The 20985-nt window shown below is 41.6% G+C and carries 17 protein-coding genes; 5 read left to right on the top strand and 12 right to left on the bottom strand.

Going from position 1 to position 20985, the window contains the following annotated elements; translation table 11 throughout:
• Positions 1 to 78: 78 nt before the first annotated feature.
• Positions 79 to 942: a Tab2/Atab2 family RNA-binding protein gene (locus CDC37_RS09900; protein ID WP_096621638.1), complete on the bottom strand. Its 864-nt coding sequence runs from the start codon at positions 940 to 942 to the stop codon at positions 79 to 81.
• 286 nt (positions 943 to 1228) lie between these two features.
• On the opposite strand from CDC37_RS09900, the gene CDC37_RS09895 reads away from it, so the two are divergent.
• Positions 1229 to 2836, top strand: a complete 1608-nt coding sequence (locus tag CDC37_RS09895) for an Hsp70 family protein (protein ID WP_096621636.1) — start codon at positions 1229 to 1231, stop codon at positions 2834 to 2836.
• Positions 2837 to 3191: 355 nt separating this feature from the next.
• Here CDC37_RS09895 and CDC37_RS09890 read toward each other — a convergent pair whose 3' ends face one another.
• Positions 3192 to 5039: an amidoligase family protein gene (locus CDC37_RS09890; RefSeq protein WP_096621634.1), complete on the bottom strand. Its 1848-nt coding sequence runs from the start codon at positions 5037 to 5039 to the stop codon at positions 3192 to 3194.
• A gap of 902 nt (positions 5040 to 5941) precedes the next feature.
• Here CDC37_RS09890 and CDC37_RS09885 point away from each other — a divergent pair.
• Positions 5942 to 6586, top strand: a complete 645-nt coding sequence (locus CDC37_RS09885; RefSeq protein ID WP_096621632.1) for a response regulator transcription factor — start codon at positions 5942 to 5944, stop codon at positions 6584 to 6586.
• 676 nt (positions 6587 to 7262) lie between these two features.
• Here CDC37_RS09885 and nblB read toward each other — a convergent pair.
• Together nblB and CDC37_RS09875 are read right to left on the bottom strand one after the other, a co-directional pair.
• A complete protein-coding gene (gene nblB, locus CDC37_RS09880; RefSeq protein WP_096621631.1) occupies positions 7263 to 7934 on the bottom strand; it encodes a phycobilisome degradation protein NblB in 672 nt (223 codons plus the stop codon).
• A 53-nt stretch (positions 7935 to 7987) separates the two neighbouring features.
• A complete protein-coding gene (locus CDC37_RS09875) occupies positions 7988 to 8449 on the bottom strand; it encodes a CBS domain-containing protein (protein WP_172892772.1) in 462 nt (153 codons plus the stop codon).
• Between the two features lie 194 nt (positions 8450 to 8643).
• Here CDC37_RS09875 and CDC37_RS09870 point away from each other — a divergent pair, with 194 nt between their 5' ends.
• Positions 8644 to 9069 (top strand): universal stress protein, encoded by a 426-nt coding sequence (locus CDC37_RS09870; protein ID WP_096621629.1) that lies wholly within the window; start codon positions 8644 to 8646, stop codon positions 9067 to 9069.
• Positions 9070 to 9864: 795 nt separating this feature from the next.
• On the opposite strand, the gene CDC37_RS09860 is transcribed toward CDC37_RS09870, so the two are convergent.
• The 3 genes from CDC37_RS09860 to cofG all read right to left on the bottom strand — a co-directional run bounded on the left by CDC37_RS09860 (position 9865) and on the right by cofG (position 13379).
• Positions 9865 to 11238, bottom strand: coding sequence for an NAD-dependent succinate-semialdehyde dehydrogenase (locus CDC37_RS09860; RefSeq protein ID WP_096621626.1), 1374 nt, complete (start codon positions 11236 to 11238; stop codon positions 9865 to 9867).
• 252 nt (positions 11239 to 11490) lie between these two features.
• Positions 11491 to 12435 (bottom strand): tetratricopeptide repeat protein, encoded by a 945-nt coding sequence (locus tag CDC37_RS09855; RefSeq protein ID WP_231943362.1) that lies wholly within the window; start codon positions 12433 to 12435, stop codon positions 11491 to 11493.
• Positions 12366 to 13379 (bottom strand): 7,8-didemethyl-8-hydroxy-5-deazariboflavin synthase subunit CofG, encoded by a 1014-nt coding sequence (cofG, locus tag CDC37_RS09850; RefSeq protein WP_096621623.1) that lies wholly within the window; start codon positions 13377 to 13379, stop codon positions 12366 to 12368. The genes CDC37_RS09855 and cofG overlap by 70 nt, the downstream gene beginning before the upstream one ends.
• A 541-nt stretch (positions 13380 to 13920) precedes the next feature.
• Between cofG and CDC37_RS09845 the strand changes: the two genes are divergently transcribed.
• Together CDC37_RS09845 and dtd are read left to right on the top strand one after the other, a co-directional pair.
• A complete protein-coding gene (locus CDC37_RS09845) occupies positions 13921 to 14994 on the top strand; it encodes a CobW family GTP-binding protein (RefSeq protein ID WP_096621622.1) in 1074 nt (357 codons plus the stop codon).
• A 27-nt stretch (positions 14995 to 15021) separates the two neighbouring features.
• Positions 15022 to 15462: a D-aminoacyl-tRNA deacylase gene (gene dtd / locus CDC37_RS09840; protein ID WP_096621620.1), complete on the top strand. Its 441-nt coding sequence runs from the start codon at positions 15022 to 15024 to the stop codon at positions 15460 to 15462.
• Between the two features lie 161 nt (positions 15463 to 15623).
• Here dtd and rsgA read toward each other — a convergent pair whose 3' ends face one another.
• From rsgA to isiD, 5 genes are all read right to left on the bottom strand, one after another.
• Positions 15624 to 16679 (bottom strand): small ribosomal subunit biogenesis GTPase RsgA, encoded by a 1056-nt coding sequence (rsgA, locus tag CDC37_RS09835; protein WP_231943446.1) that lies wholly within the window; start codon positions 16677 to 16679, stop codon positions 15624 to 15626.
• A gap of 3 nt (positions 16680 to 16682) precedes the next feature.
• A complete protein-coding gene (locus tag CDC37_RS09830; RefSeq protein WP_096621617.1) occupies positions 16683 to 16937 on the bottom strand; it encodes a sulfurtransferase TusA family protein in 255 nt (84 codons plus the stop codon).
• Positions 16934 to 18076: a molecular chaperone DnaJ gene (gene dnaJ / locus CDC37_RS09825; protein WP_096621616.1), complete on the bottom strand. Its 1143-nt coding sequence runs from the start codon at positions 18074 to 18076 to the stop codon at positions 16934 to 16936. Before dnaJ ends, CDC37_RS09830 begins: the two co-directional genes overlap by 4 nt.
• An 856-nt stretch (positions 18077 to 18932) precedes the next feature.
• The gene (coaBC, locus tag CDC37_RS09820; protein WP_096621614.1) at positions 18933 to 20162 is read right to left on the bottom strand and encodes a bifunctional phosphopantothenoylcysteine decarboxylase/phosphopantothenate--cysteine ligase CoaBC; all 1230 of its coding nucleotides are present in this window, start codon (positions 20160 to 20162) and stop codon (positions 18933 to 18935) included.
• A 485-nt stretch (positions 20163 to 20647) separates the two neighbouring features.
• Entirely contained in the window at positions 20648 to 20860 is a 213-nt protein-coding gene (isiD, locus tag CDC37_RS09815) for a protein IsiD (RefSeq protein ID WP_096626061.1), read from the bottom strand.
• Positions 20861 to 20985: the final 125 nt, after the last annotated feature.

Genomic DNA, 20985 nt, shown 5'->3' with positions numbered 1-20985 from the left:
CGTCTCTACATATGTTGTAAATACATATGTTGTAAATATTTTTTGTTTCGGTTCACGTCAAAATTCAGCAAACCCTATTTACGGCAATTGTACCTCCTGCAATAACCAAAAACCAGTAAAAGCTTCCGATTCAGGATTATCTTGAATACCGAGAAAATGTACACCGTTCGCTGCTTGTTTGGCTGTTTCAAAATTTTGAGCTTGGGTTAAAAGTTGAGGATTTCGCACACTAGCTAAAATCCAGCTTTCGGTAGCACCTGTTTCCAATAACATTTGTCCACCTTGACCCGGATCAAATCGTAGATATGCTAACTCTAATCCAGACATCCATGCTGCTACAGGTAAAGCTCGTGCAGAAAACAGTAATATTCCGGGAATTTTTGTCTCTGGACTAATTCCCGTTAAACTCAAGGGGAATCCTTCGGCAAAACCAATTTCCCAATCGGGCATATCCGTAAAATCACTAGCAGCTAAAGTGACAAATCCCCACTTTTCACTTTCCAATGCATCGGGTAAACGTTGCGGTAAGGGTGCATCTAAACGCACCGAGGGATTGGTTCCCCCCTGAAAACCCGGTTCATTGGGGTAGACGGTTTCCATGCGTTCCTGCAACCATTGGTGTAGTACTAAAATTCGCCGACTCGGTTGTACAGCAATCCCCGCATCATTACAAGCCTTGGTAATCATATTATTCATTTGTCGCCGAAAAAAGCGAATGCGCATCGGTGCTGTACCAGCTTGAGTCACAGCAGTTTGAATTGCATTACGTAACCAGACGGAATTCACCTCCGTGCTGGGACAATACTGCGCATAGCGAAACAGATTTTTCCAATCGTCATTCACACTTTGGGGAGATTCGCAAATCAACACCTCCCAAACTTTTTTTTGATTTTCGTCCAGGATTGGACGTGAGTAAAAATCCAGTTCCCAAATACTACCCATGTTATGCCGTTTTTGAAATGGCTATTTCTTATTCTCTTTAATCATCATACGAGTCGGTGGGCAGTCTGCGGTAACAATCAGGGATTTTTTGGTTTGATGGTTTGTATTACTTATGTAGTGTAAACATAGCATTGCTACGTCTCTACACACACAAAACAACGACGTACCCGCTTTCTGAATCCAAAATCCAAAATCTAAAATCCAAAATCGTTTGACCCGATGGGGGATAATATCTTAATGTAATTAATAATTTCATGCAGATAATTATCAATTACTAAATTACTCAATGGCGATCGCAATTGACTTTGGTACTAGTAATACGGTTATTGCCCGTTGGAATTCCGCAACTGGTCAAGCTGAAACCCTCAACATACCCAATTTATCGCTGCAACAGGGTTTAAATCCACCGTTGATTCCCAGTTTGGTTTATGTTGAAGATGCTACCCTTGGCAAGATTCTAGTGGGTCAACAGGTACGCGATCGCGGTTTAGATATTGCTTCCGATGCAAGATTTTTCCGCAGTTTTAAGCGGGGTATTGGTACGGATATTCAAGGGTTTTTACCGGAGTTGGATGGTCAAACTATTACCTTTGAACAGGTAGGGGAATGGTTTCTTTCCCAGGTAATTCATCAATTGCGCAATTCCTATACGGAAGTTGAAGATTCCCTGATTTTAACCACCCCTGTGGATAGTTTTGAAACCTATCGCCATTGGTTAGGTCGGGTGTGTCAATCCTTACCCGTGGAGCAGGTACGGATTATTGATGAACCGACAGCTGCAGCTTTAGGTTACGGTTTGACGGAGGAGGAGATTTTACTGGTTGTTGATTTTGGGGGTGGGACTTTAGATTTATCGTTGGTGCAGTTGGATCAGGGTGTCCAGGGGGTAAGTGGTGGAAAACCCATTGGTTTCCTCCTTAAGTGGGGAAATAAATCCCTAGCGGAGGATTCTAAACAAAAGGTGAAAACTGCACGGGTATTAGCTAAAGCTGGACAAAATTTAGGGGGAACGGATATCGATAATTGGATTGTTGATTATTTTGCCCAAAATCAAGGTTTATCTCCAAATGCTTTCACCACCCGACTCGCTGAAAGGATCAAAATCCAACTTTCCAGCGCTCATCAAGCAAGCGAAGTTTATTTCGATGAAGATAGTTTAGAAACCTATGAATTAGAACTGAATCGCGATCGCTTAGAAAATATCCTCCAAACCAATGGTTTTCAAGACCGTTTAAATGCATCGATGACAAGTTTGTTGCAACAAGCTCGTCGTCAAGGGGTGGAAATTACCGATATTAGTGCAGTGTTATTGGTGGGTGGTACATCTCAACTACCAGCTTTCCAAACCTGGATACGGGAATATTTTGAGGATAGCAAAATTCTTAGTCAACGACCCTTTGAAGCGATCGCTCAAGGTGCATTACAAATTGCTCAAGGCTTGGAAATTAAAGATTTTCTCTACCACAGTTATGGTATCCGTTACTGGGATCGACGCAACAATCGCCATGCATGGCATCCGATTATCCCCGCAGGACAACCCTATCCCATGAATAACCCAGTAGAATTAGCATTAGGTGCATCTAGGGAAAACCAACCCAGTATCGAATTAATCATGGGAGAACTGGGTGCAGATACGGGGGGAACCGAAGTTTACTTTGATGGCGATCGCTTGATTACCCGACGGGTAGATACAGGTGTTACCAGCGTTAAACCATTGAATGACAGCGAAGGAGCGCGAACAATCGCCAAATTAACACCACCTGGTTTTCCCGGTAGCGATCGCATTAAAATCCGGTTTATGGTGGATGAGCAACGATTCCTCCGCATCAGTGTTGAAGATTTACTTACCAATGATATGCTCCTGGAAAATCAAATTGTTGCTCAACTGAGTTAGTAGTCCGTAGAGACGAACTGTCGGGTCGTCTGTACAGGGAGGAGGGGGTTTATAATTCAAAGTCATGCGATCGCCATATATTCAATTTTGGGACGTTGTTGAACACAAATATGAATTGAAAATTTTACGTCGTGTAGTAGAGACGTAGCGGTGCTACGTCTCTACGATTATTTTGATTTTAATACAAAATGTGAACAATTATAATTCTAATTTTGGGTATTGCGATCGCCTTTTGGATCGAAAAGTAATTCGTTATGCAATAGGCAAAGCTTAACATGGGAACGCAGTGGAACCCAACAAAACTCCCTCTACATCAAGCAAGAATCTCAGAATAAATGAGAAGAAGTAATTATTTTCAGATATCAAAAACAAAATTGAGGAAGTCAAGAATTGCCCTATCTTGTTCGATTGGTTCCTGTATTTCTGAATAATGATTCAGATAATTATCTTGCCCTAATTCTAATGGAAAATCAGTAATAATTGGTGCAGGGTAAAATTGACCTGTAGCCCAATACTGATTAGCATCCAGGTCTAGATATTGTTGATTTTTAATATCATAGGCTTGCCAATAATCGGGATTATTAATTTTATCAAAATCGGCAGCAGTAAATAATTCTAAACAGTCCGTAAAATCCAACCAATCCCAAAGGCTATTTTGAATAGTTCTCACCCTACCATCTGGATAATAAAAATATAAATAATCGAGATTATGGTTATGGTCAGTAATCACTTCCGTCCGTTGAACCTGATACTGATAGCTAATGACTCGATATAAAAATGTCATTAATTTCCCCTGTAATTGACTGTCCTCACAGGATGCTAAAACTCGCCATTCATAGGTTGGTTTATTCGGGTCTTGGAGAAAGGGTGTAATATTAATGGATGTGTAGCGAGGATTGCGGGCAATAATGGAAGCTTGACGGATAATTTCCGGGGGCGATTTACTATTGATGGCGATAATTTGTTGATAATTATATTCGTGTTGAATTGGTGCAATACCATAGGTCAACCCTAAAATAAACTCGTAAATTGCAGCATTTTTATCAAGTAATAAATCCGCATCCGATAAAACTGCCTGCTGCATCATTTTCACTTTTTTTTGCACATATTCCAGTTTACTCAGGGGACGTTGATGACGGCAAATATGTCCTTCTACCTGGTCTGCAAAAGTCATTGCATAGGTGTTTTGGCGACGGGTAGTTGGTAAAATGTTTTCTAATACCTGAGACACCGCAGCAGTGGCTATGGTCGTATTTCCAATTTGCGCGATCGTATCTTCTACTGATAAACTACTATTGCTCACATTCACATGTAAATGCACTCCGGCTGTGGTGGTAAAATTGACGCCATATTTTTTTAATGTGGTGACGACAAAATCATAGATTTGATTTGTTTCCTCAATCGAATTACAAACCGGAAATCCAATTTCTTGACCACTATAAATACGGAAATTGAAGCGGGTATCTTGGTGGGTACGATAAAGCCGTTCATAGGCTTGAATATTAGCTGGATTGGTACCATGTACCGAACCATCTATCCCCACAACTAAAGTATTTTCACCGGGACGAGCAACTAAGTTTAAATTTTCAATTCTTTCGCAAATTTGAATAATCAATTCTTCAAGATTGACGGAATTACAATTATTATCATCCCAACTATTTTCTGAGTTATGTCTATCACTTTGACGGTGATACAGGAAATTATCTAAAATTCTGATCAGTCTATAAATACTTTTTTTAGTTACATCTAACCATCCCAATCGCTGCTGCTGAAAATTTAAATCTGGATTTAAATAATGGGGGTGAGATTGTAATTTTAATGCGGCTTTAGCATCATACTTTTGTGCTTGCTTCAATAACGCAGCCTTATGCTTCTCAAAATCCTGACGATTCAATTTAGCGAAATAACGAGAATCTTCCGGAAATTGACGACGAGCATGAAAATTAATCAATGCAACCGTCACTAGCATTTGCACCAACCGAAAAAAAGCCGGTTGACGAGACAATAATTTATTTTCGGATTTATATAATTGATAAATAGGCCTTAACTTTGCCACAATCTGTGACGATAAACGCACTATCGGGAAATCTGTTAACGGTAAAAATTCGATTTCCGCACCGTTGGCAACCAGTGTAACAGTTGGATATTCCTCCGTTAGATGAGATATACAACTGTCACGAATAAAATCGATGCTGGATACCATAGCACACCACTTATAAGAATATATCTTGATGAGTTTACGCAGAATAAAAATGTAAAGTCAAAGCGAAAAAATACATTTTGGAAATAATACAGAATCAGGTGGGTAGAGATAATTAAATATTAAAGCAACACCTCACCCCTGTCCTCCCTCCTTGTAAAGATAGGGAAGTTAATCGGACGAAGTAATTATTTTACCTAGACATCAGGTAATATAGAATATGAGAATCCAATATGGACTCATGAACAAGAATTTCTCTAACCCTGTATTTTTTATCCCCCTGGGGAAGCAAGCTATATCTTTGCTAATTCAAAATTAACGGGTTACTGTTTGATTCTGTGATTTTTGTTGCGGTTCTCTGCTTTGTAGGTTTACAAACACCTATACTAATAGCGGTGAGAAATTGGACTTGCCAAATTGCCAAAATCTCTTGGATTAGGATACATAGCTAACTGCTCACAGTATAGTAAAATACTATAACCTGAGTCAGGATGGGTTGTGGATTTTATCTCACCTATTGAATAATACTACGTATCTCAGAATACATTCTATTATTTTTACATATTTAAAAAAGACGTAGCCATGCTACGTCTCTACACAACGTAAAATTTTTAATTAATATTCGCATTTAATTCCTTTATTAATTTTTGATTCTGGATTGTTTTTGGGTAATAATTGTTACACCTCTGTAGATCACCATCTTAATAATCGTATTTTGGGGAAAATCTTGAGAGAAAACGTCTATAAATAGATATTGTTTGCTATTTTGGATTGTATATTCATAAATCTATAATCATGTATTCTTCAAAGTGTAAAATCAAAAACTGTTGCTTGATGCTTAAATTTGACGAGTATTTGTATTGTTAAGTGATTCCGAGAATAGCGAATACGAGGGGGATTGTTCGATGTCATTAAAAATCCTCGTTGTCGATGATGATTTCAGTACCTGTATCTCTATTAACGACTATCTGGAGTTATGTGGATACGAGGTGATGGTTGCTGGTGACGGAGAGAAAGCCTTGGCGATCGCGGAGAGTAATCCGATTGATTTGATCGTTACAGACATTATTATGCCACGGATGAATGGCTACGAATTGGTGCGTCGTCTACGACAAAATCCGAATTTAGGGGTTCTCCCTGTCATTCTATTAACAGCGCGAAATCAAACCCAGGAGCGGATTCTCGGTTACGAATCAGGTTGTGACTTATACTTACCCAAACCCTTTGAGTTAGAAGAATTAGGAGCAGCAATTCGGAATTTACTCAAGCGATCGCAATTCCTGCAATCAGTTTATCAAGAATCGGGTCATGACGAATTAGATTCAGAACAAAAATCACGAGAAACCCTTTTAGCAGAACCTTTCACCAAGCGGGAGCGAGAAGTTTTGAGTCTGCTGTGTCAAGGTTTATCAAATGCGGATATGGGTCGCAAATTGCATTTAAGTCCACGAACTGTGGAAAAATACGTCAGCAGTTTATTACACAAAACAAATAATAGTAATCGTTCCCAATTAGTTAGGTTTGCAATCCAGCATGGTTTAGTTGAATAATTTCCCAATCAAAAATAAAAAGCCGACAGTCCGTGAAAGCTGTCGGTCGTCCAGTGTGTTCCCTATTAATGACTCGGCTAGAGTTCAGTTGTTTTTTATTATTGGTTTTTTCCTTGTCTACATAAATGACATTAATCATGACCTTGTGTGATTTTGGTCACTTGCTTGATGCAGAGGGAGTAGGAATAAAATATAAAAAAACCGACAGATGTGTGAAATCCATCGGTAGCTAAGTGTGTTCCCTATTAAATGACTCGGCTAGAGTTCAGTCATCTTCGATTATTCCAGGGTGATCGCACTCCGTAAAATGACTTAGGTCATGGCTGGGTGTGATTTTGGTCACTCATCAAAATTGCTGAATTTAGAGACGGGATATATTGAATTTAGAGACGCGATATATCGCGTCTCTACAAATCAAATTTATCCGTACGAATAAAATTTATCCGTGGTATTTTTCCAATTGGTATCACGATGGAAATAGCAAAAACCGACAATCTCTGACAAGACTGTCGGCTATCCAGTGTGTTCCCTATTAATGACTCGGCTAGAGTTCAGTTATTTATAACTATGTCAGTGAAATTACCTTTTTACTAGGACATGAATCATTAACAGGTGTGATTCTCGTCACTGGCAGCAACCCCCGCATGTGTGGGGTATTCCGGAACACTTAAATACTTTAAACATTTAAGCCGCGTTGTGCTTCCTCTGCAACAGCAGCGATTTCATCCTCAGCTAGGGTTGCAAGGGTAGATTTAGCAGCATCATCACCCTGTTGATTGAGTAAATTGAGTGCGCAAGCAACACTGTAACGAACTTGCCAATCCGAATTATTTGCATAGGGTACAAGTAGGGGAATAGCTGCGGGGTTGCCAAGTTCACCTAAAGCTCGAATTGCAGTTGTTTGAACTAACTCGTTGTCGGAATTGAGGGCTTGTTGGAGAAGTTCAAAAGCACGGGGATCACCCATTTCTCCTAATGCGGCAATGATACTAAATTGGATCAGCCATTCGGAGGTGGAGTGGTAGAGTTGGTACAAATCCTCAAAAGCTGCGGTTAATTTTAAAGCACCTAAACAATCAGCAGCTGCTGCTTGGACATCGGGTTCCTTATCATTGAGGAGGCGATCGCGTAAAATTTCTAGGGATAATTGGGGATTTTGTCCACCCAAAGTATCCATTTGACTGATTGCTGCATAACGTACCCTTGCATGATGGTCTTGAATCGCTGTTTGCAATAATTCAAACCCCGCAGCAGGTTCCAAAGTACGGATTTGATTGACCGCACGCAGGCGATCGCCTAAATCTTCCGAAGCTAATAATTCTTGTACCGACTCAGGAGTAATACTCATGGACTAATCTCACCCGAATGAACTGATTTTTGTGAATTGGTGATGGATATGGGTTATGCGATCGCCGCCATTGCCCGCACAATATCACCACGGGTGAGAATACCAATTACCTTACCCTCACTGTCAAGTACGGGTAAACGATGGACATTTTTCTCATTCATCAACCGAGCTGCATCCCGTAAAGGTTTATCGGGAGAAATGGTAATGGGATTTTTGGTCATCACCTCACCAACGGTTTGTCCTAAGACCTTGTGTAAATCCCGTTCATAGGCGGCAGGATTTTTGAGATAAATCACACTATCGAGAAACATAATATAGGCAGGGGGAGTTATACCTGCCTCCTGCCACATTAAATCCGTTTCCGAAATAATACCCAATAATTTACCAGCCTCATCTACCACAGGCAACCCACTAATGCGTTTACTTGCTAGGATTTGAATCGCTTCATTCAAAGGAGTTTGCAAACCAACGACAATCGGGTCGCAAGTCATCACATCGGCAACGGTTTTAACCATATAACCCACTAAAACCCTTCATTTTTACGCCTAATTAAATTGTAGAAAATACCTGTCACCAGTAGGCGATCGCGCAATAGATTGTCATAAATGCAGCCGTTATAGCCTCAATTGTTAAATTTTTTCCTGCAATCACCACAAAAAACCATAATCGCTGCACACTAAAATTCTATGATGGTAAGGAGGCAATAGCGGTGCTAAACACAATTCTAGTTGCATTGGATGGCTCAGAATTAGCCGACCGGGTGATGCAAATGGTGGAACAATTATCCCTGGGGAAAAACACCAAAATTATCCTGTGTCATGTTTTCCCTACTGACAAAACCGAGTTAGATATTCCTGCCGACCGTCCCCATCCAGAATCCCACGCCCTGACGTATATTAGCATCGAAAAACAATTAGAAACCTATCAAGCCAAATTAGCTTTCCCGACAGAAATTGAACTAGTAACGGGAGAACCCGCAGAAGAAATTATTCGCCTCGCCAACATTCACAAAGCCGATTTAATCGTCATCGGTAATCGTGGCTTAGTCGGAATGAATCGCATCGTCCAAGGTTCCGTCAGCAGCCAAGTCATGGAGGAAGCCCATTGTTCTGTACTAGTTGTTAAACCGCGTTAAGTATGGGAGTTGGGAGCAAAATATTTGGTTTTCCTTGAGTACATCTTGCACCGTGAGCGGACTATTCCTAACGGGACTTAAACATTTTAAGGCAGAAATCGGCTTCAAACCTATACAGGGGAAGGAAAATACACTACAGGCTCAAAAAAGCTTGAAACCCAGATATGGCAGAATACAGTTAAGTTAGACTTCAAAGCCTAATTATTGGGTAGGTTAGGTTGAAGAATGTAGAGGCAGAGCCTAGGCTGTTTACCTTGTGCCTTTTTTGGGGTCGCAAATTCATGCACAAACCGTGACAACAAACTTGTTCCAATACTCCGGCTGTTGATCCATATAGGGAAGCTCTGCTTCCTGATTTGAGGCAAAGCCTCGTGGAATGCATCCCCACGCGGAGCATCGGGACGAGTAAGGGTAAATTTCCACAATATCAACAGTCTACCCAAAGCCTCAACCCAAACTACAGTTATCTTTAACACCAAGTGTATTGTTTTTTATCCACCAAAATTCATCTGGTGGAGTACTAGGCTATTAAAAATTACGTAAGCGAAGCGTTGCCGTAGGCTATTACGTAGCTTGATTCCCGCGTAGCGGGAATTACGTACGCGAAGCGTTGCCGCAGGCTATTACGAATTACGAATTATATCGTTTACGCTAATACTTACTACATATCAGGGGCTGTAACCGTTGATTATTCTAGTTTCATTTATTGCAAAGTACAAGGGAATCGATATAAGTCCCACTAATCTTCGTATCCGATCATTCTGTCTCCAGTCTCCTCAATCCCAACTCCCAAATCTAAAATCCTTTGACCCAAACGGTTTTGATATTGACAAATTCGTGGATGCCTTGAATACTTAACTCCCGTCCATAGCCAGAACGCTTAATCCCCCCAAAGGGTAAACGGGGGTCAGATTTAACCATCCCATTGATAAACACTGCACCTGCTTCTAATTCGTTAATCAAGCGGTTCATTTCCGTTTCATCCCGTGTCCAACCACTTGCACCTAAACCAAAAGGGGTAGCATTGGCTAATGCGATCGCAGCGTCAATATCGGGGACACGAAATAGCATGGCTACTGGGCCAAAAAATTCTTCCTTGGCAATGTCACTATCAATGGGTACATTGGTCAAAATGGTGGGTTGGTAGTAATTACCACCCAATTCTGGCAGGGATTTACCGCCGTAAATTACTTTTGCACCAGCCTCTACTGCCATTTTTACCTGTTGGTCTAAATCCTGGAGAATATCGGGTGTCGCCAATGGACCAATATCGGTATCATCCTGCATGGGGTCGCCAACCTTCAGGGTTTGGAATTTCTCCAGAAATAACTGCTCAAATTGGTCGGCAATACTATCAATGACAATAAACCGTTTGGCTGCAATGCAGGATTGACCGTTATTTAACATCCTAGCTGTGACAGCCGTTGCAGTGGCATTGGCCAGATCCGCACTGGGTAAAACAATAAAGGGGTCACTACCACCTAATTCTAAAACCGTTTTTTTGATACATTTTCCCGCCCCACTCGCAAGGGATGCTCCCGCAGGTTCGCTTCCGGTGAGGGTAGCTGCTTGGATGCGGTCATCGCTAATTAAACTGGCAATTTTTTCCCCGCCAATCAGTAAAGTTTGAAACACTCCTTCCGGAAGTCCCGCTTGCTGAAAAATCTCGGCAATGGCTAAAGCACACTGGGGAACATTGGATGCGTGTTTGAGTAAACCCACATTTCCTGCCATTAAAGCGGGTGCAGCGAAGCGAAAAACCTGCCAAAACGGAAAATTCCACGGCATTACTGCCAAAATTACCCCTAGGGGTTGATATTTGACCCAACTTTTTGTTGCGTCACTCTTTACCTCCACATCTGCGAGAAAATCGGCCGCATTTTCAGCATAATAACGACACACCAAAGCACATTTTTCCACCTCCGCGATCGCACTTTTGTAGGTTTTTCCCATTTCCAGGGTCATAATTTTGGCAAACTCGCTTTTGCTGTCTGTGAGAATTTCCGCAACACCTTTGAGATATTGCGATCGCAATGTCATGGGAGTTTGTTTATAATCCCGAAAGGCACTTTGTGCGAGGTCTAATTTTCGCTCAATTTCGCGATCGCTATCGTCTGTAAAGTTTTTCAGGAGTTCTCCCGTCGCAGGATTGATGCTTCTGATGGCCATAACTATAACATTTTCGATTTTGGATTACTCTAGCGAGAAACCGCACTAGGTGCGTCTATGGGTTTGAAAACCCTTACACAGCAAAACCTTCCAACATGTATACTGTCACATCCATGTTTCCAATTGGTATTACCTGCTTATATTTAAAATTGTGGATGGTTGATTTGGATTTTGCGGGTATCAATTATATTTATTTACATTTTGTGTCAAAACCAAAATCATCCATCGTAGAGACGTAGCGTCGCTACGTCTCTACCCAATTTCCCCCATCAAATCACAAAATTCCGGTGCAATGCGAATTTCGTCAAAATCAGCTTCGGTTTTCGCCATGTGTCGATATTGGTTGGGACTTAGTTGAATTGCTTGTCGCAAACACCTAACCGCTTGGGTCACATGTCCCTGCAAAGCATAACAACAAGCCTGATTATACCAAGCCGAGTCATCACTGGGTTTTAAACTAATGGCTTGCTGAAAAGAGGTGATCGCATCGTTTAATTCTCCCAGACAATACAGTGACCACCCCCGTCCATACCAAGAACCCTCATCGTCGGGATTTAATTTAATCGCTAAATCATAGGACGCGATCGCATCCTCATAACATTCCATCATCTCCAGAACATTACCGCGATTATACCAGGTCAAATCATCTAAATAATTTAAGCGCAATGCCTGATTAAAACAAGCTAAAGCATCTTCATAACGCTGAAGATAATCACAAAAAATCGCCCCTAAACGATTCCAAGCACAAATCAATTGCGGTTCTAAACGCAATGCTTGCTGATAACAACTAACCGCTTCATCGTAATATCCAGCATCTTCTAACCGATTCCCCTGGTGATACCAGCTAAAACAATCAGCAGATGCATCTGATGTCAAATTATGCAAGTTATTTTGTAAATAATTTGGGGGATTTGAGCTAACACTATTAATCAATCTATCGATATTTAACCCTAATGGTGTTGTAGCGATGTCTTCTCCAGAAATTCGTAAGTCAAATTCATCTTCGTTGTACATTTTTTCCCACCCACAATTGAACCAATCACCAAATTTCGCCGATGATGGTATCTTCACCTCCAAGTCGAAAATTCTGGATATTTGGAATTTTTTTAACCTTTCCTTAAACCTTGCTACTTTACCGAGATTGGTGTCTCTATCTTCCGGTTTTGATGCACCCATTGCTCGAATTGTTCCACCCATTTAAATATATTGGGTTGTAATTCTTGAGGGATACTGTCGTCAATACGAGAATATACTGGTAATCGTGGTTTTAATATCCAGCCACCAGGGTATAATAACTCTTGCAATTTGGCAGTTGTATGGTATGCATAATCAGGATTTACCTCATCTTTAGGACCAATTCCCCCTAAATCCCTAGCTCCTGCTTCTAAACAAGCTAGTAACCATTGCTGGTCAGAAACTAAGTTCGGTGGAATTTGAATTGTGATTTCCAACGGTAATATTTCTCTAGCTAAAGCCACCACATCGGGAAGTAAATGGGGATGGAAAGTTGATGCTGTAAAGGTTTGTTGTTTACCAGGACTATGGGGTTGTAAAATGACTTCTTGAATATGCTGATAACGTAAGTGAATATCCCGAATAGCTTGCAGACTATCAATCCAATCAGCTTGATTTTCCCCAATACCTAACAACAAACCAGTAGTAAAAGGTATTTTTAGTAAACCAGCCCATTCTAGTTGTTGTAAACGGATACTGGGAACTTTACTTGGTGCATGTTTGTGAACAGTTTGTAATAATTTTGGTGTCACCTGTTCTAACATTAATCCCATCGAAGCGTTGACTTGTTTGAGTTTTTCCATTTCGGCAAAACTGAGAATCCCCGCATTCGTATGGGGTAAAAAACCCATTTGTAAAGCTAGTTTTCCTACATCATAAATCCGTTGCAACCAAGTTTGACGACGACTTGATTGAGGATGAACCTCACCACTCAAAATCAGAATTTCGCAAACAGGTTGATTTTGTAACCTCGTGAGTATTTCCTGTACCTTTGATAACTCAATTAATTTACCAGCATCTGGATCAACGCGAAAGTTGCAATAGCTACAACGATTAAAACATTCATAGGTAGGAACAATTGTAAAAGCCGGACTGTAGGTGACAATCCGCGATTGGAAATCCACCATCGTCTGTACTGAACTAAAGTTCTGATACATTTGTAACAGGTTAATAGATTGTCAAACTGTGTGATTAAATACTTTTATGGTGAGAATAGAAAAATAAAGAACTTTAATAACTTGATGCAGTAGCCCTCGTGGAATGCGTCCCCACGCGGAGCATAGGGACGAGATAACTTGATGCGGAGGGAGTGGGGAGTTGAAAATTGGGACTTGACATCTCTCCCAGTTAAAAACACGGGAGATTCTAAAAGGATGTTATGCCTTGGTCTGTTCGCGTAGCGTCTCCCCTTAGGAGAAGACACAAGGCTTCACTTCTTTTACGATATGATTTATTTAATCGCGTAAACAAATCAATTCGTTGTGGCACTGTCAAAGAACTGTGATGTACACACTTGTGATTATAGACAAGCCTAGTGTCGCTTAACCGCTACTCCCTGAAAGTTCTAGGAATTTGCTCCCCATTCAGGGTAAATCCGGAGAATATCCACAAAGCCAAATAATCTCAACTTTACTTCCAATTTACCTTAAACTTAACATTGAGCGCGTTATGCAAGCAGTTACACCCGAATCTTCTGTACAATCTCCCCTAGATGCTCCCAAACAGGGGATGCCTGTGACAATTATTACCGGATTTCTCGGTAGTGGTAAAACCACCCTCCTCAACCACATTCTCTCCAATCAAAAGGGTTTAAAAACAGCCGTATTAGTGAACGAATTTGGAGAAATTGGCATTGACAACGAATTGATTGTATCCACCGAAGATAATATGGTGGAATTGAGTAATGGTTGTATTTGCTGCACTATTAATAATGATTTAGTCGATGCTGTTTATCAGGTTTTAGAACGTCCAGAAAAGGTGGATTACTTAGTAGTAGAAACTACCGGAATTGCCGACCCCTTACCTGTGGCTTTAACATTCCTCGGTACAGAATTACGGGATTTAACCCGTCTTGATTCAATTATCACCGTTGTTGACGCTGCTAACTATAGTTTAGATTTATTCAACTCCCAAGCTGCTTATAGTCAAATTGCCTACGGGGATATAATTTTATTGAATAAAACCGATCTAGTTTCTGACAGCGAATTAGAACGGTTAGAAAAAAGTATTAATGAAATCAAAGAAGATGCAAGAATCATTCGTACTCGCAACTCCCAAGTTCCCCTACCAATGATTTTAAGTGTTGGATTGTTTGAGACCGATAAATATTTTCGGACTCAGGTAGAACATAACCACGACCATCATCACCATGACCATGACCATAGTAACTGTAGTCATGAACATCATGACCACGAACACCATCACCACCATTCACAGCATTTAGAAAATGACGGCTTTATGTCCGTTTCCTTCCAAAGTGATCAACCCCTATCAATTCGTAAATTCCAGTACTTCTTAGATAATTTACTACCAGTAAATGTCTTTCGGGCGAAAGGGATTCTTTGGTTTGAAGAAAGTCCTAAACGACACATTTTCCATCTTTGCGGTAAGCGATTTACAATGGACGACGATGAGTGGAAAGGTGATAAGAAAAATCAATTGGTTTTAATTGGTCAAAATCTGGATGAAAAAACCCTGTTGCAGCAATTACAAGATTGTGTTCAAGGTCTAGATAATTCGTAATTCGTAATTGCTAACAGTAGAATATTTATGCGTGTAGTTATTCAACGGGTAAAATCATCTCAAGTCAGGGTCGATGGGGAAATAGTCGGAAAAATTGACCGAGGTTTGAATTTGTTAGTGGGAATTTGTGCAACAGATACGGAGAAAGAATTAGATTGGATGGCGCGTAAATGCCTGGAATTAAGATTATTTCCTGATGATGATTCTGACCGATGGCAAAAATCTGTCCAGGAAATTAATGGAGAAATTTTAGTTATTAGTCAATTTACGTTATATGGGGATTGTCGTAAAGGTCGTCGTCCTTCCTTTGATCAATCAGCTAATCCCTGTGTGGCAGAGAATTTATATAATAGCTTTGTTGAAAAATTACGCGCAAGTAAATTACGCATAGAAACGGGTAAATTTGGAGCGATGATGGAAGTTGAGATTATCAATGATGGACCTGTAACTTTGATTTTAGAGCGATAATTTTCGGGTTTATTTTCCATCGGCAGAACTTTTTATTATCACCTACGACGGTTAGTTCAAACGGGATGAGTATTACAACCAAAATCATCGTCGAGAGACGTAGCAGTGCTACGTCTCTACACAACATAAATACAACACGAAATTTTCTATTGAGGATTTTTTTAATCTTCTTCTGCTTCTTGATACTGTATTTCTAGTTCTTGCAACTGGGTACGACGAGATTTTTGGCGATATTTTTTGGTTTCCAGTTTTGGTTCGTAGTAGCTTGTGCCTTTTTGTTTGGTTTTAAATTTAATGCTTGCTTCGGGGTTGGTCTGCTGTTGTCGCTGCTGGTGATGGAGAATTGCTTCTTCGAGAAAAATTAGGTAATGTTCGTATCTTTCCCAGTTTCCCCGGACTACGCAACCGGGTTCGTCACGATGTAAACAGTCACTAAAACGACAGGTGTCTGTAGCTAAAAATTGCTTGGCTTCGGGGAAGTAATTAATTAGTTGATGGGGGGGTGTGTCTAAATCGGGTTGGTTGAATCCGGGGGTATCAGCGATTAAACCACCGTGGGGTGATGGGAATAGTTCTACGTGACGGGTGGTGTGACGACCTTTAGCAAGTTTACCGGATACTTCGCCAACACGTAGACTAAGGGAGGGAATTAATGTATTAATTAAACTGGATTTACCTACGCCGGAAGCCCCTGCAAGTACGGTAATTTTTCCTTTGAGTTGAGTGAGCAGGGTATCTACATTAATACCTAGGTTCGCGCTAATTAAAATTGGATCGTAACCCCAATTACGTAGGCGATCGCGAATTTGTTCCTGTTCTGATGGGGCAATCAAATCAATTTTATTCAGACAGAGGCTAACCTGTAAACCAGTGGATTCGGCTTTGACAAGAAAGCGACTTAGTTGTAAAGGTTCTAGGGGAGGGTCAGCGACGGCAAATACTAACAGTATCTGATTGACATTGGCGATCGCAGGACGGTCTAGCTGGGATTTTCGGGGTAAAACTTCACAAATTGCTCCCCTTCCACCTTGCCAATCGGGATTTTCAATGCAAACGCGATCGCCGACCATCACCTGCTGACCAATTTTCTTCAGTCTGGTGCGTCTGGTACATAACAAAAATGGCGATGCAACGGGTTGATCCAATTGCACCTGGTAGAAGTTTGCTTGTACTGCCACCACAGTACCTAAAAGTTGCGTCTCGATATTTTCAACCATCATCTATAACGCAACTGGACGACGAACGAGTAAGGAAAAATATTCAGCATGGTTGATAATATTTTCAACCTGATAGCCAGACATGGTAAGGCTATCAGGAACTTGTTCAATCGGTTCTCCGGGGTCTAGCCACACTTCCAAGAGACTACCAGGTGGCATCTTTTCCAAGTAAAGTTTTGTCCGCACAAAATTGAGCGGACAGGGTGTACCCCGTAAATCGAGATACTCGTTCGGAATTGGAGCAGGAGATACACTCATCGTTGGTGGAATAAATTTCCCAAGAAACCTTCAAGACCGCCTTTGCCGGTGCGTTCTCCCTTTATTTTAGCGAGTTTTTCCAGCAATTCCCGCTCCTCTGGGGTGATTTTGGTGGGAATATCAATCAAGATGGTAATCAAATGGTCGCCGCGACTGACGGGGTTGCCAAGACGGGGAACACCACGATTTTCCAAGCGTAAAACCGTATTTGGTTGGGTTCCAGGGGGAATTGTTAATTCTTCTGGACCATCCACCGTATTTACCTGGAAACGACACCCTAAAATGGCTTGCAGATAGCTAATCGTCACACTCGACAGGATATTCAAGTCATCCCGTTGGAACTCGCTATCCTCATTTACAGATAACTGCACATACAAATCCCCTGGAGGACCACCCCGTTGTCCAGCGTCACCTTCGCTGGGAATTCGTAACCGCAACCCGTCATATACTCCAGGGGGAATGGTGATTTTTAACTGTTTAGCGACTTGGTTGGTACCCCGACCACCACAAGCATCACATTTTTCCTCAATTACCGTACCCGTACCATTACAGGTGGGACAGGTGGAAACCTGGGTAAAACTACCGAAGGGGGTGCGGGTGACACGACGGACTTGTCCAGAACCACCACAGGTGGAACATTGACGGGGACGGGTTCCCGGTTTCGCTCCTGTACCGCTACAAACCTCACAGGTTTCCAGGTGAGCAATCCGGATTTGCTTTTCTCCACCAAATATGGCTTCACGAAAATCTAACTTCAGGTCAAGCTGTAAATCATCACCTCGGACTGGACCACTGCGACGACGGGGACTTGGACCACCCATACCCCCACCAGCGAAGCCACTAAAGATACTCTCGAATAGGTCAGCAAAACCACCCATATCGCCCATATCTTGGAAACCACCAGCCCCAGCTGCTGCACCGGAAACACCGGCTTCGCCAAAGCGGTCATAGCGTTGCCGCATTTCTGGCTCCGACAGAACTTCGTAGGCACGGTTAATTTCCTTAAAACGTTCCTCTGCACCCGGTTCTTTGTTGACATCCGGGTGGTATTTACGAGCTAGACGACGGTACGCACGTTTAATTTCTTCTTTATCGGCATCGCGTCCGATACCGAGAATCTCATAATAATCACGAGCCATATAGCAATGGTGAAACCTAGAAGGTAGAACGCAGAATGCAGTTAGAAACTAAATCCGAGGTTTTCCTCAAATTTTTATTTAGGTGTCTCTGGTGCCAAGATGGGCAAAAGAGATAGTAAGCCCTATTGTATAGAGTTAAGTTTTATTAATAGTAGATTTTACCCTTTTATTGAGACAAAAAGCATAGTCCTGTTTGATTAACTGGATTTAGTTATTCAAGCAGCAACCTGATGGAAAGACCATGATGAAAAAAAACATCGCGGTTTGGGGTAGTTTGTCACTACTTGGAGATGCCGTGCGGCACTCCCGTAACACTTCTGGCACGAAGTCAGGTGAAATTGGGTACTGGCTAAGAAAAACTCATCACCAGCACAAATCGGTCGATCTATGGATGGATATCCCTCTTACAATTGTGCTATGTAGTCGGGTAAAACTCCGCCTCGATTCTAGAGGAGCTAGCCGTACTGTAGGGTGTGGAAAACCCGACCTAGTATTCGACTAACCCCAAAATGCCGGCAGAGACGTAGCATTGCTACGTCTCTATGGTGGTTTTGATTTTAATACAAAATGTAAACAATTATAATTCATGCCCAAATTCCGCAATGCCTTCAAATATTTAATTTTCCTGAACTTCCCTACAATTCCACTCCCTGTGTTGCTTAAATTAACGTGAGTTCGATGAACCTCACCCCAACCCCTCTCCGCAGAACGGAGAGGGGCAGAAAAATCTGTGGTTTCAACCAAAAATCAATTTTTCCAAAGCCTGTATCCATTTTGGAGAGAGGATTGGAGAGGGATTCTTTGAGCGCTGTCGAATTCACCTTCAATTATGTCTTCTTGGTGAAAAAATATTTGCTTATGGTAAGCGATCGCTATGTCGATGGAATCTTTTACCCAACAAATCGTAAATAATATGTGCCATTTTTAATTTGCTACACTGGGGTATTTCCTGAATAAATTCCTGGCGGTCGAGAAATATGGCTTGATTGGTGTCACTCTGAAAACCACTATCCGGTTGGTCAATGGGGTTGGCGATAATTGCGTCTAACTGTTTTTTTTGTAACTTTTCCCGTGCTGGTGTGAGAATATCACCTGTTTGGGCGGCGAAACCGACTAAAATTTGCTGGGGCTGTTTATGTTTGGCTAAGTCGGCGACAATATCGGGTACGGAGGTGAGGGATAAATTTTCACCCAGGGCATGTTTTGGTAACTTCTGAGGAGAGAAATCACGGGGTTTCACATCAGCTACTGCCGCCGACATAATAATTACATTTTGATTTGGTAATTCCCGTAGCATTACTGAATGCATTTCCTCCGCGCTGACAACGGAAATACCCCGTACACCCAGGGGAAAATTGAGGTGGGAACTAGATATAAGGGTGACGCTAGCACCCCGATGTTGGGCAGCTTGGGCTAGGGCTAAACCCATTTTTCCGGTGGATGGGTTGCCAATATATCTCACCGGGTCGAGGAATTCTCGGGTTCCCCCAGCACTAATAAGGACTCGTTGACCTTGGTAGTCTCGTTTACCGTGGGTATGGAGTAAAGATTCCACATAACTAATAATTTCCCCCGGTTCAGCCATTCTGCCAGCACCAACGCGATCGCAAGCTAATAAACCGGATGCAGTATCGATGGCATGGTAGCGATTATACCGTAATAGTTTTTGCCAATTATCTTGAACAGTTGGCTGTTCCCACATATCCGTATTCATCGCAGGTGCAACTAATACGGGGGAAGGGGAAGCAAGAACGGTATTGGTGAGGAGATTATCAGCCATCCCATAGGCTAATTTTGCCAGGGTATTAGCTGTTAATGGCGCTATGACTATTAAATCAGCCCATTCCCCCAATTCGATATGCAGGGGACGGGAATAAATCGGTTGCCAAAAATCAGCATCCGTATAAGCACGGTGACGGGATAGGGTGGAAAAAGTTAAAGGTTGGATAAATTCCCTTGCTGCATTGGTGAGAATTACCCGAATTTCGACACCCCGTTGAAATAACTGGGAAACCACTTCACAGACTTTGTAAGCAGCGATTCCACCACATACACCAATGAGGACACGTTGAGAAGGGATTGTCATTTGGATTTTAGATTTTAGATTTTGGATTTTGGATTAAAACCAAAATTATCGTAGAGACGTACCATTACTACGTCTACTTTCTTGCTGGGGGGTGACTAAAAATTCTGAAACTAGGATGCAGCAATAGTTTGAAGCCTGTTTGCCATAGAAAGAGAAACTTCATTTTCCGGCTTAATTGATTCTATGATTAATCAGCTTCGGGCAAAAGCCTTATTTTTCCGTTCAACTTGGCTCTAAATTTAGTTTTATACTTAGGGCGAAAGCTATTCTATAATCCTTGCTGCACAAACCTTTGAAGCTAGATTGTCATCCCCAGCTTTATTGTCTAGCAAGATGAAGAACCAATAATCTAAAATCCAAAATCCAAAATCTAAAATAGGATGATGGTTTTAGCCATCATCCTGAATTTCAGCGATCAATTTTTGAGTTCAAATGTGATAATCTAGAGAATCTAAGCTGCGCGCATCGCATGAGGATGAATCAAATTAAGCTTCATCGTAAGGCTCCAAATCAAGCAAGTGGACATAGGATTCAACTAGTTCTGGACGTTGAAATGCGATCGCCCGCAGTAAATGCCAATCGTTCAAACTCTCGAAGGCGTTGCTGTAATTATCACTCTCCAGACGGGTAGCCAAAGCTTCCACATCCTTTGCAGTCATTGCAGCAATATCTTGTCTGGAAATGCTCAGAGTTTTCATATGCTTTGCCCCTCCGTTCAACAGCACTCGCATCCAGTCTTGGGTTGAGTTGCATCATTGCACAGCCACCCAATATATCTTACTCATTAGTAGACACAATTTGTGTGAATATTTTCCGGATTTAT

The organism is Calothrix sp. NIES-3974, assembly GCF_002368395.1.
In the GTDB taxonomy this organism is placed as follows: domain Bacteria; phylum Cyanobacteriota; class Cyanobacteriia; order Cyanobacteriales; family Nostocaceae; genus NIES-3974.
This window is presented reverse-complemented; position numbering and strand designations above follow the sequence as displayed.